Consider the following 11,633-nt stretch of genomic DNA (forward strand, 5'->3'; position numbering starts at 1 on the left):
CTGCAGCGTCGCCGCCGGGCAGCGGCAATACCATGGTAAAGACCTGAAATTTTCCTGGGATTTTCCTTAAGCCCGCGATTTCATTGGCCTGGCAGTTCCCGGCGGATGGCGGGCCAGGCTTCCTGCAGGCTGGCCACGAGCGCCGCCACCGTCGCCGCCACCGGCGGTTGCGCGCCGGCCGGCATGCCGGCCGTGCCGGACCACAGCACGCGCCCGCCCGGCATCGCGAGCAGCCTCGCAGTCACCTGCCAGGTATCGCCCGCGCGGATCATGCTGCCCTCCACCAGCAGCTGCACGCCGAGGTCGCGCGCTACCGCGGTCGCGACATCGTCCCGCTCGCCGTAAGGCATCAGCGTGGCCCGGCCGATGAGCTCGACGCCGTCGAGTTCGACCCGCCACAGTTCGGCCAGGAACGCATCGGCCAGCAACAGCTCGAGCCGCGGGCCGGCGGCGGCCGGCTGGTCGTAGGCCTGGAAGGGCAGCACGGCCAGGGCACGGCTGCCGGCCGGCCCGGCCTGCGCAGGTGCCTCCGGGGATGCCGCGGGGTCGCGGGCGGCGAGCCACCAGCCCGTCCCGGCCAGCGCCAGGACCACCAGCGCCGCGGTCACCCAGGCCAAGGGCCGGAGCGAGTGGCCGGGGCCTGCCGCCGTCCCCGGGAGCACCTCCGGCGTCGGCTCGGCGCGGAGGCGGTAGCCGCGCCGCGGGATGGTCTCGATCAGCCCGGCCTGCCCGTCGAGGTGGTCCAGCGCCTGGCGCAACTCGCGCACCAGCGCCGCCAGCCCGGCCTCGAAATCCACCACTGCGCCCTGGTCCCAGATGGCGCGCTGCAGCGCGTCGCGACCGACCACGCCGCCGTCGGCCGCCAGCAGTGCCTGCAACAGCCTCGCCGCCTGCGGCCGCAGCGACTCACCGCGGCCCGAGGGCACATGCTCCAGCCGGCCATCCGCCGGGTCGAAGCTGAAATCGCCGAATCGGGTAGGCTTGCTGGCCGCGCTCATGCGGACATGATGCTTCAGGGCGCCGGCGGCCGCCAAGGCAGAACGCTGCAGCGTGGCTCGGGCATAATGTCTCCCCGTCAGTCGCCATCCACCAGGGAGTACGCATGAAGCTGTTTGCGATCCTCGGCGCCCTGTTCGGCGGCCTCAGCGTGGCGGCCGGCGCCTTCGGCGCGCATGCGCTGCGGGCGCAGCTGGACGCGCGCATGCTGGAGGTGTTCGAAACCGGCGCACGCTACCAGATGTATCACGCGCTGGCCCTGCTGGCCGTGGCGTGGCTCGGCACCCAGGTGCAGGGCGCCGCGGTCCATCTCGCCGGCTGGGCCTTCGTCGCCGGGATCCTGCTGTTCTCCGGCTCGCTCTACGCCATGGCCTTCACCGGCATGCGGGCGCTGGGCGCGATTACACCGATCGGCGGCGTCGCTTTCATCATCGGCTGGCTCGCGCTGGCCTGGGCCGCAACTCGCCTCGGCTGAGTCCGCGCCGCCGGCAACGTTACTTTCGCGTTTACTGATATATATCAACCAGCGCTCGTCCGCGCTGCGTTCTACTGTGGGGGCCGGCCCTGCTCCAGGGCCACAACTCCTCGAAAGGAGGCCCCACCATGCGCAGGACTACTCTGCTCCATGCCACCTTCACCACGCTCGCCCTGGTCATTGGCGCTGCCTGCCTGTGGCCGGACCCCGCCCAGGCCATGCCGGCCTTTGCGCGGCAATACCAGGTCAGCTGCAACACCTGTCACTCGGCCTTCCCGCGCCTGAACGACTTCGGCGAGTGGTTCGCCGGCAACAACATGCGCATGCCGCAGTGGCGCGAAACCATGATGGATACCGGCGACGACATGCTGGCATTGCCGAAAACGCTGCCGCTCGCGGTCCGCGCCCAGGCGTTCGTGCAGGGGCGCGAGGGCGAGGCCATCGACTACGAAACCGGCCCGACCGGCGACGGCTCCTCGTTCGACATCCAGGCACCGTACCTGATCAAGCTGCTGTCCAGCGCCCCCTTGTCGGACAACATCAGCTACTACTTCTACGCCATCTTTGCCGAGAAAGGCGAGAACGGGGAGGTCATCGTCGAGGACGCGTGGTTCAGCTATGCCGACATCGCCGGCAGCGGGATCAACGGCATGCTCGGCCAGTTCCAGGTCTCGGACCTGATGTTTCCGCGCGAGGTCCGCCTCACGTTCCAGGACTTCTACGCCTATCGTGCCGCCGGCATCACCTACGACCGCGGCATGATCTTCGACCGTGGCCTCGGGCCGGTCGAACTGGCCCTGGGCCTCACCAACGGCAACGGCGTCAGCAGCAACATCAACATCAACAGCCCGGGCTTCCGCAGGCCCGACCGCATGTTCGACAACGACTCGAGCAAGAACGTGTTCGGCCGCCTCGGCGGCGCGATCGGCCCGGTCAACGTGGGCCTGTTCGGCCTGGTCGGAGAGCAGCGCAGCGCGGCCGGGTTCGCCGGGGCGGACCGCGGCAGCCGGGATACCGACAAGACGATCTACGGCCTCGACCTGTCGGGGTCGCTGGGTCCCCGGACGCACTGGTTCACGCAGCTGCTGTGGAACCAGTGGGACGAGTTCCTGGATGCCGACCCGAGCATCGACTACGAGTGGTTCGGCGGCTTCGCCGGGGTCGATTTCATCATCAACGATCGCTGGGCCCTGTCGGCGCTGTACAACTACGCGGACGCCAGCGACTTTGACAATACCGGCACCATTTTCGAAGGCATCGACATCAACTCGCTGACCTTCGGCGCCGCGTATTTCTTCATGCGCAACGTCAAGGGCGTGATGGAAATCAACGTCGACTTCCTCAGCGAGGACAACTTCGGCCCGCCCTTCGTCGGCCACCAGACCAAGGAACACTACATCCTGGTAGGCTTCGACGCCGCCTACTAGCCGCTGCCGGGCAGGAGTAGAATCCCGCCCATGAGTAACTCGCTGCTGATCGACGACTTCAGCCGCGGCGACGGCGTCTCGGCGCTGGGCACGCGCTGGGAAGGCTTCACCGACCGGGTCATGGGCGGCCGGTCGGACATGGAGCTCGGCTACGGCCAGGACAACGGCCGCCCGGTGCTGAGCATGCGCGGCACCGTGCGGCTGGAGAACCGCGGCGGCTTCATCCAGGCCCGGCTGCCGCTCGATCCGCGCGGCAGGGCCCTCGATGCCCGCGCCTGGAGCGGCGTCCGCATCACCGCGCGCGGCCGCCCCGGGCCCTATTACATTCACCTGCGCACGGGCCAGAACTGGCTGCCCTGGTCTTACTTCCGGGCGCCCGTCAGGGTCGCCACCCACTGGCAGGAGCAGTTCATTCCCTTCACGGCCTTCGAGGGCAAGTCCGTGTTCGGGCGCCTCGACGTCTCCGGCCTGAAGTCGATCGCGGTAGTCGCCTACGGCGAGGCGTTCGAGGCGGACCTCCAGGTCGCGCAGCTCGCCCTGGCGGATGCCTGATACCCTAGGCCGGGTTCGACCACGCTTCCGGGAGTCTCGCGATGAAGTTCGCCAGGATCACTGTGCTGCTCGCCGTCGTCGCCGCCCTGCTGCTGCTGAGCGCCGGGCCGGGCACCCGCTTCGGGTTTTGGGAGTACGGCACCGGCTTCCAGCTCATGCGCTGGGCCTTCTTCGGCGGCGTGGCTGCCGCCCTGCTGGCGGTCGTGCTGCTGGTGATTCCGCGCACCCGCCGGGCGGCGGCACCCATGCTGCTCGCCGCCCTGGTGATCGGCATCTTGACGGCCTGGATACCGTGGAACGGACTGCAGACCGTGCGCTCGCTGCCCTTCATCCATGACATCACCACGGATACGGCCGACCCGCCGGTGTTCGTCGCCGTGCTGCCGCTGCGGGCCGATGCGGCCAACCCGCCCGAGTATCCCGGCGAAGAAGTCGCCGCGCAGCAGCGCGAGGCCTATCCCGACGTGCAGCCGCTGGACACCACCCTGGACCCCGCCGAGGCCTTTGCCCGCGCCGAGGCCGTGGCCCGGGACATGGGCTGGGAGATCGTAGCGGCAGTGCCGGCGGAAGGCCGGATCGAGGCGACTGCCACGACCTTCTGGTTCGGCTTCAAGGACGACGTGGTGATCCGCGTCCGGCCGACGGCCACCGGCAGCCGGGTCGACATCCGCTCCAAGTCGCGCGTGGGCCGCAGCGACGTCGGTGCGAACGCGGCGCGGATCGAGAGCTTCCTGCAGGAGTTCCGCGCAGCGGGAAGTTGAGCGCGGGGGTTCGGCCTCAGGCGGCGACCCGAACACAGGAAGACCACCAGCAGCACGGCGGAATTGTCAGGCCTCCAGGGCCTTCAGCAGCGCCTTGCAGAAACCCGGCAGGTCGTCGGGCACGCGGCTGCTGATGAGGTTGCCGTCCACGACGACGGTCTCGTCGACCCACTCACCGCCGGCGTTGACCATGTCGTCGCGGATCGAGGCCACCGAAGTCACCTTGCGACCGCGGATGATGTCGGCCGATACGGCCATCCAGCCGGCATGGCAGATCCAGGCCACCGGCTTGTTCGCCTCCGCCAGCGCCCGCACGAAGCGCACCATGCTGTCATGGCCGCGCATCTTGTCCGGCGCATAGCCGCCGGGGATGACGACGGCGTCGAAGTCCGCCGGGTCGACCTCCGCGGCGTCGGCGTCACACTCGGCCGTATAGCCTTTCTTGCTGTGATAGACGTCCTTGCCGGCGCCCAGCACGCTGACTCTCGCTCCGGCCTCGATGAGGCGCAGGCGCGGATAATGCAGCTCCAGTTCCTGGTAATCGTCCTCGGCGAGAATGGCGACGTGCTTGCTGTTGATGCTCACCGGAGACCTCCTTTTTTGCGATTCACGCCCAAAGGATAGTCACCGGAACCGGCCGCTGCTCGCGCAAGCCTCAACGCGGGCACTGGGCCTCGCCGGCATTCAGCGACGCGCAGTCGTCCGGCCAGCCGAACTCGCGCCAGTAATCGACCACGCCCCACCGCTCCATCCACTCCCGGAACGCCGGCGTCGAGCGCAGCGGACGAAAGCTTTCGCTCCAGACCGAAAAAGGGATCAGGCCGCAGCGATCCTCGGCCAGGAACTCGAGCAGGTAGGGCGACCCGAGGGCGGCGAGCGCTTCGCTGACGCTGCCGCGCACGAAATACCCTTCGAACGGCGCCGAGGTGCGCACGAAGTCCGCGAAATCCGCTGCCAGTGCGGGGTTCTCGAGCGCGGCATACCAGCGCACCGCCAGTTCCTTGCGCGGGCCCTCTGCCATCCGCTCCAGCAATTTGCCGACGTTCGCATGGTCGCCGCCCAGCGCTTCCGCCCGCACCGCCTTCACCTCGCCGCTGCCCATGCCGAGGACCCCCGCCTCGCGGTACAAGGTCGCCGCCGCTTCATGGTCGCCCTGGATCAGCAGGTAATCGGCCTCCGAGGAAATCACCGCGGTGATGAGCGGATCGATGGCCTTGGCCGCACGGATCTCCTCCAGGGCGCGGGCGACGTGACCGTAGCGCGCCAGGTTGAAGGAATACCAGTGATGGGCTGTCGGATCCGAGGCATTCGCGGCGATCGCGCCCTCGAAGAGGTGCGCGGCATCCACCATGCGGCACTGGTAGATCGCGAGTTCAGCCTTGATCGTGAGGGCCTCGGACGAGTCGGGTCGGATCGCCAGCGCACGGTCGACGGCCGACTGGGCCAGGGCCACGTACTCCTCGAACACCGCGCTGCTGTCGTAGTCGGGAATGCTCAGGTAGGCCGCCGCCATGTTGGACCAGGCCCGGTAGAACTGGGGATCGCGTTCCACCGCGCGCTGGAACAGCTCCACCGCCCGGCGCAGGCTCGTGGCCTCGCGCTGGCGCCACAGCTGGCGCCCCTGGAGGTACATGCGGTAGGCCTCGGCATCGCGGGTCAGTTCGTCGGCAGCCTCGGCCAGCGCCTGCCCGCCCAGCCGCACCTGCAGCGCTTCCACGACCCCCGCGGCGATCTCGTCCTGGATGCGAAAGATGTCGTCCAGGCGGCCGTCGAAGGACTCCGACCATACGGGCCGGTCCGCGGCGGCATCGATCAGCTGGGCGGTGACACGGACCCGGCTGCCGTCGGTGCGGATGCTTCCCGCGAGGATGTGCGCCACCCCGAGCCGGGCCGCGGCCCCCGAGATGTCGACCTCGTCATTGGCGTAGGGGCCGGCGAGCGCGAAGCTGGCGGTCCGGGACGCGACCTCGAGATCACCGAGGCGCACCAGCGCGTTGAGCAGTTCCTCGGCGATGCCCTCGCCGAACCAGGCCTGGTCACCGGCGGGACTGAGGTCGCGGAAAGGCAGGATGGCGATGGACTGCTCGGCCCTAGCCTCGCGGAAGCCCGGCTGGACGTTGTCCCAGGCGAAATAGACCAGGGCCACGACCAGCAAGCCGATGATGGCGTAGTCCAGCCGCCGGCCGGCATGGGGATCGGGCGGGCCTGGCTCGGCCGAGTCGTCCTCGCGCTTCACGCCTTCCGGCGTCAGCTCGTAGAACCAGGCGAGGACCACCGCGATGAGGAAGCCGACCGCCAGCGACGCCAGCAGGACCTGCATCACCCAATGGGGGGCGTCCAGGATCGGCAGCACCACGTCGGCCACCTGGAGCACCAGCCAGGCGGTCAGGACATACGCGAGTCCCACGCGGAAGACGTGACGGCGCTTGAGTTCGGAGAAGAAGCTCACCCGCCAATCTCACGCAGTCCGGCAGATTTTTGCAAGTGGCTACGCGGAGCGCGGGCCGAGGCTACGGCTACTCCGCGGGCGACGGCATGCAGAGCGACAAACAGACCACGCTCGATCCCGCGGCGGCGAAGGCCCCGCATGCTGCGGCCGGGCGCGGCCGGGTTTTCTCGATCCGCATCACATAAACTGCCGCAGCTTGGTGCGGTAATAATGGCGGGTTATGGTGGCCGTTCCACGGGAGGCCATGGCGAGAAATGTTTCGGACGCACAGCCGACTGGTGGGCGAGGATCGCCGCCTGGCGCTGCTGGTGATCTTCGGGGTCACGGCGGGGGCGGCTATTCTGCCGTTCGCGTTCTGGCGCGCCCTGCAGGGCCAGTGGGTCGTGGCCTCGCTCGAGTTCGCCCTGGTGTCCAGCTTCGGGATCGCCATCTGGTACGCCTGGCGCTTCGACCGGATCAGCCTGGTGGCCCGTTCCGTATCGTTCATCCTGACCGGCGCGGCGCTCGGCCTGAGTTTCGCGATAGACGAGCTGATCCTGCTCTGGGCGGCGCCGATCCTGCTGGTCAACCTGATGCTCGGGGGCCCGAAAATGGGCCTCGGGCTGAACGTGGTCCTGATCATCGGCCTGCTCGTGCTGCTTGATGGCGAAGCGACCCGAATCGAGCAGGCGACCTTTGCCGGCAGCGGCCTGCTGGTGTCGCTCTATGGTTACATTTTCGCGCTGGCCACCGACACGCAGCAGGCGACGCTCGAATCACTGGCGACCTTCGACGAGCTGACCGGCGCCGGCAATCGCCGCATGATGGAGCACGACCTGCGCGAAGCGATCACGGTCGCGCGCAAGCACGGCCTTCCTCATGCGCTGGCGGTCATTGACCTCGACCACTTCAAGCGCGTCAATGACAGCTACGGCCACGAGGCGGGCGACCGCGTGCTGAAGGCGCTGGTCGAGCACGTGAACCAGGCGCTGCGCAGCAAGGACCGGCTGTACCGCATGGGCGGCGAGGAATTCGTGCTGCTGCTGCCGGAAACCGACGAGGCCGGGCTGGAACTGGCGCTGGATCGCCTCCAGCAGCACCTGCGGCCGCGGCTGAGGTCGCCCGGCGGCCCGGTGACGGTGTCCATGGGCGGAGCCTTGCTGCAGTCCGACGACGAAGGCTGGTCGCAGTGGCTCGCGCGCGCCGACCAGGCGCTGTACGCCGCCAAGGAAGCCGGCCGCGACCGGGTGGGGATCGCGCCGGCGCCCGAGTCCGCGCCGGCGGAACTGCCCAGGCGGCGTGCCGGCGAGCGCGTGGCCTGATGGTCCGGAGAGATGGGCCGGCACCGCCGGCCTCGCGGTCGAACTCGCCATCGTCTGTCGGGAGTTCGAACCTCTCCAGATACATCGGTCAAACAAAAAAGGGTCCCGGTGGGACCCTTTTTCGTTTGACTGGCGCGCCCGGAGAGATTACCGGCGCCGCTATGCGGCACCGTTGTCTCGGCCGACTACGTCGGCCTCGGCTCGAACTCGCTCTTATTTGTCGGGAGTTCGACTCTCTCCAGATACATCGGTCAAACAAAAAAGGGCCCCGATGGGACCCTTTCTTGTTTGACTGGCGCGCCCGGAGAGATTCGAACTCCCGACCTTCTGGTTCGTAGCCAGACACGGCTGACGGCATTTCATCTTTAGAAACAAAGCCCTATGGCTTTGGGTTGTCCCATAGATAGGGTCGGCCACCATCCGCTAAGGCATTGAAAAACAGAGAATATCGTTCCAGCTATGGGACACCAAGTGGAGGCATTGAATTTTCTCACTGGGAATATATACTGGCCAGTGAGACTGGACAGAGGGCGCTACGATGTCGATCACTTTCACACTTAACGATGTAAAGCGGGTTAGCCGCGGAATATGGCTAGCAGAACTCTCCCCCGACGAAATTGGGGCTCTTGGCCCCCCAGTCCTGACCTACGGATCCGTCTCCATTGTGTTGGTGCTTCAGCATGTAGTCGATGCTCAGGACCGAATAGGCTTCTCCATGCCCGTCAAGGTCTTGAATCGAGGATCCTCGAAATACGCGGTATTCATCGATGCGAATTCGTACAGGGAGCCCGAGGAATGGCAACGCGTCGTCTACAACGCCGGAGATTCCAATCCTCCACCTTCGGAATCCGAAGGAACAGAGAGTCCCGGCATCTCCATGGGACCCGGGGATACTAAGTTTCTGCAGGGCCTTCCGCCTGAATTAAAACGGACCGGAGAGCTTCTGTTGAGCCGAGTCAGAGAATGGCATTCGGGCCAGCTGATCTACCATGACAGCTCCAAGAAGTTCGTGGAGACGCCAAACTTCTGGGCCGTGGTAATTCAGCCGCGGGACGTATCTCTGCGAGTCACAGTTTATGGCTCGCTTGATAACTACTCGGAATCGACTCTGGACCTGAAGCGGGACTTGCCCTCCTACACATCATTCAAGATCGATCGAGAGGACCAGGTAGACGAGGCTGCGCGAATCATCCGGAAGGCATATGCCCTAAAGCAGAGTCGGCAGATGGGTTAAGCAGGATGCCTCGCCCGGTAACGATCCGAGGGGTGCTCTGACTCACATGAGGGACACGTGAGAGGAAAGTGATGGCACAGATTCTGAAGGTGCGAAAGACGGGGGACTTCCAGGAAGGCAGCGCAAGAGAGCGCTGGTACCACCGGTTACTTGAATTCGATGGTCGGTCAAAGGACGCATTCGTAACGAGCGTGGAGCATGATCCACCCTCCACACCCGAAACCGGATTACTCGAAGGCCAATTAGAGCCGGTCGCTGGATGGCTCCGTTTCTTCAGGAACGAAGGCCTTTTGGAATTCGAGGAAACCAACGAGTCGGGCTTTGAAATCCAAACGAAGCCAGCAAAGACGGGCGGCGACGAGTGGTCCGAGGAGGAAGTGCGAAGGGTCGTCTCAGACTACTTCGCGATGTGGCACAAGGAGCAGACCGGCCAGCCTTACAACAAGACCAAGCATCGAAATCTCTTAATCGAGAACGGGCTCAATCGCTCCAAAGGCTCCATCGAGTTCAAGCATCAGAACATTAGCGCGGTCCTCTTGGATGAAGGCCTGCCATACATCGCGGGTTATAAACCTGCCCGCAACTATCAACAGTTGCTAGCCGACATCGTTCGCCAGCACATTGCGGCGGAAGAACATCAACTAGAGTCGGCATTAGAGACCGGTGACCTTGGGGTCGATCCAGAGCCGGAAACGGTCGATTTCTCGGGATGGGTTGTTTCTCCCCCAGATGCGCCCAGAGAATCTTCGAATACACGACCCACTCGGCGAGCAACTAAGATCGACTACTCCGCTAGAGAGGAAAGAAATCGAAAACTCGGTCGATCGGGCGAGAAAATCGTCCTTGAATACGAGGTCTGGCGACTAGAGACCGCGGGCCGCACAGACCTCGCCGAGAAGGTCCGATGGGTTTCGGATGTCGATGGCGACGGCCTGGGCTATGACATTCGCTCCTTCGATGCGGATGGAGTGGAGATATTCATCGAGGTCAAGACGACTCGTAGTGGAATCGAAATGCCATTCTTGATTTCCGCGAACGAGGTCGAGGTTGCGAAAGAGTACGGGGAGCAGTACCGGGTATACCGAGTTTTCAATTACCCCAAGAACCCGCAGGTTTATGTTCAGACCGGCCAACTACTCGATTCTTTCGAATTGGTCCCTCGCCTATTTGAGGCTCGCCCCAAAAGAACGACGAAACAAGAGTAAGTGCCTGAGGAGTTGTCAGGCCACCTTCCCTGTGAGATGTTGGCCACACGAACTCACCAGGTAGCAGCCATGTCCGAGCGCGAGACCATCGATAGATTCGATGACAGGATCAAGGCCTTCAAGGGCCAGCTGCCAACGCTCGAAAGCGCGATTGGCGCCTATGTCACCGGCCGTAAATTGGGTTGGAAGGTGCTCTACCTCGTTCACGACAAGCGGACGATCCGCAAGTACGAGGAAATCCTGGGTATTCGGTTTCGGGACGAGCTGCCAGCGGACGGCGAACACGCGGATAAATCCCTGGCCTGGGTGATGGCAAGCAAGCTATCGAATTTCTGGAAGGCCGTTTCCGGCGAGCTCAAATTTAAGGATAAGAAAGGCAAAGAGCACACCGTCAGAGATCCGACGCTCACCTAGACAGGGTCAACTCGAAACGATGAATAGAGGGGGATTGATTCCCCCTCTTTTTTCGGCTAGCCTAAGGTGTATGGAATCCACCTTAGAACAAGCTCTGGCCGACGAATACCGCAAGCATCCGAGGGTCTTGCGTCGCCTTGCCTTGGGCGAGTTCATCGCCAGGTATCCCTGGCAGTGGTTTGTCACCCTGACATTTACCGATGACGTCCATCAGGAACGAGCTTTCAAGCTCTACCGGGTTTGGATCAGCAAGCTGAATAAGCACCTGTTCGGCCACCGTTGGCACAAGCGCGAGCCGTTCGGCGTGTTTTGGGTGGTGGCCTACGAATTGACTAAAGGTGGCCGTATCCACCTACACGCGCTCTTGAGCGGTGTCGCAGAGACGCGTCGTTTGGACTGGATGGACAACTGGTTCGGCCTGGACGAAATCGCGGGCTACTCCCGGATTTGGCCCGTGGCAAACCCGGTGGCTGTTTCGATGTATGTGACCAAGTACGTGACGAAAGGTGGCGAGATTGAGTTCTCCCGCAACCTCCGTGACGTTTCCCGGGACCTCGTGGCCCTGGCCGGTGGCTCTGGTAACAGCCCCACACCCGCGAGGTAGTCCCCGGGCGTGGATTGGCAACGGATCGGATGCGCAGGGGCGCACCGACCGTTGCTTGACGGTATAGGTGCGCCCATAGGAAATGTGAATTGATTAACCAGCCCATATATCTGACGGATCGCGAGCTCGAGGCCATCACTGGTCGGCGCCGATCGTCTGCTCAGATCCGCTGGTTACGCTCTAATGGGTTCCTTTGTATCCGCCGGGGTGACGGT

Annotated in this window: 12 protein-coding genes; 9 read left to right on the top strand and 3 right to left on the bottom strand. The window is 64.7% G+C overall.

Translation table 11 applies throughout. From position 1 onward, the window contains the following. Positions 1 to 80 precede the first annotated feature (80 nt). Positions 81 to 998 (bottom strand): winged helix-turn-helix domain-containing protein, encoded by a 918-nt coding sequence (locus G6N75_RS01230; RefSeq protein WP_165346246.1) that lies wholly within the window; start codon positions 996 to 998, stop codon positions 81 to 83. A gap of 104 nt (positions 999 to 1,102) precedes the next feature. Between G6N75_RS01230 and G6N75_RS01235 the strand changes: the two genes are divergently transcribed. The 4 genes from G6N75_RS01235 to G6N75_RS01250 all read left to right on the top strand — a co-directional run bounded on the left by G6N75_RS01235 (position 1,103) and on the right by G6N75_RS01250 (position 4,211). Further along, complete coding sequence (locus G6N75_RS01235; protein WP_165346247.1) at positions 1,103 to 1,471, top strand: DUF423 domain-containing protein; 369 nt, start codon at positions 1,103 to 1,105, stop codon at positions 1,469 to 1,471. Between the two features lie 128 nt (positions 1,472 to 1,599). Then, on the top strand, positions 1,600 to 2,898 hold the full coding sequence (locus tag G6N75_RS01240) for a hypothetical protein (protein ID WP_165346248.1): 1,299 nt from the start codon (positions 1,600 to 1,602) through the stop codon (positions 2,896 to 2,898). Positions 2,899 to 2,928: 30 nt separating this feature from the next. Further along, the gene (locus G6N75_RS01245) at positions 2,929 to 3,450 is read left to right on the top strand and encodes a CIA30 family protein (protein ID WP_165346249.1); all 522 of its coding nucleotides are present in this window, start codon (positions 2,929 to 2,931) and stop codon (positions 3,448 to 3,450) included. Between the two features lie 41 nt (positions 3,451 to 3,491). Further along, on the top strand, positions 3,492 to 4,211 hold the full coding sequence (locus G6N75_RS01250; RefSeq protein WP_165346250.1) for a DUF1499 domain-containing protein: 720 nt from the start codon (positions 3,492 to 3,494) through the stop codon (positions 4,209 to 4,211). A 66-nt stretch (positions 4,212 to 4,277) separates the two neighbouring features. Here G6N75_RS01250 and G6N75_RS01255 read toward each other — a convergent pair whose 3' ends face one another. Beyond that, entirely contained in the window at positions 4,278 to 4,796 is a 519-nt protein-coding gene (locus tag G6N75_RS01255; protein WP_165346251.1) for a type 1 glutamine amidotransferase domain-containing protein, read from the bottom strand. A gap of 70 nt (positions 4,797 to 4,866) precedes the next feature. Next, on the bottom strand, positions 4,867 to 6,660 hold the full coding sequence (locus G6N75_RS01260; protein WP_165346252.1) for a hypothetical protein: 1,794 nt from the start codon (positions 6,658 to 6,660) through the stop codon (positions 4,867 to 4,869). A gap of 254 nt (positions 6,661 to 6,914) precedes the next feature. Here G6N75_RS01260 and G6N75_RS01265 point away from each other — a divergent pair, with 254 nt between their 5' ends. From G6N75_RS01265 to G6N75_RS01285, 5 genes are all read left to right on the top strand, one after another. Continuing rightward, entirely contained in the window at positions 6,915 to 7,961 is a 1,047-nt protein-coding gene (locus G6N75_RS01265) for a GGDEF domain-containing protein (protein ID WP_165346253.1), read from the top strand. A gap of 538 nt (positions 7,962 to 8,499) precedes the next feature. After that, positions 8,500 to 9,195 (top strand): hypothetical protein, encoded by a 696-nt coding sequence (locus tag G6N75_RS01270; RefSeq protein WP_165346254.1) that lies wholly within the window; start codon positions 8,500 to 8,502, stop codon positions 9,193 to 9,195. A gap of 71 nt (positions 9,196 to 9,266) precedes the next feature. Next, positions 9,267 to 10,400: a DUF3883 domain-containing protein gene (locus G6N75_RS01275; RefSeq protein ID WP_165346255.1), complete on the top strand. Its 1,134-nt coding sequence runs from the start codon at positions 9,267 to 9,269 to the stop codon at positions 10,398 to 10,400. Positions 10,401 to 10,469: 69 nt separating this feature from the next. After that, positions 10,470 to 10,814, top strand: coding sequence for a hypothetical protein (locus G6N75_RS01280; RefSeq protein ID WP_165346256.1), 345 nt, complete (start codon positions 10,470 to 10,472; stop codon positions 10,812 to 10,814). A gap of 70 nt (positions 10,815 to 10,884) precedes the next feature. Next, positions 10,885 to 11,418 carry a hypothetical protein gene (locus G6N75_RS01285; protein WP_165346257.1) on the top strand — a complete coding sequence of 178 codons (534 nt, stop codon included), beginning with the start codon at positions 10,885 to 10,887 and terminating at the stop codon, positions 11,416 to 11,418. Positions 11,419 to 11,633: the final 215 nt, after the last annotated feature.

The organism is Thioalkalivibrio sp. XN8, from assembly GCF_011058255.1.
Taxonomy (GTDB): domain Bacteria; phylum Pseudomonadota; class Gammaproteobacteria; order Steroidobacterales; family XN24; genus XN24.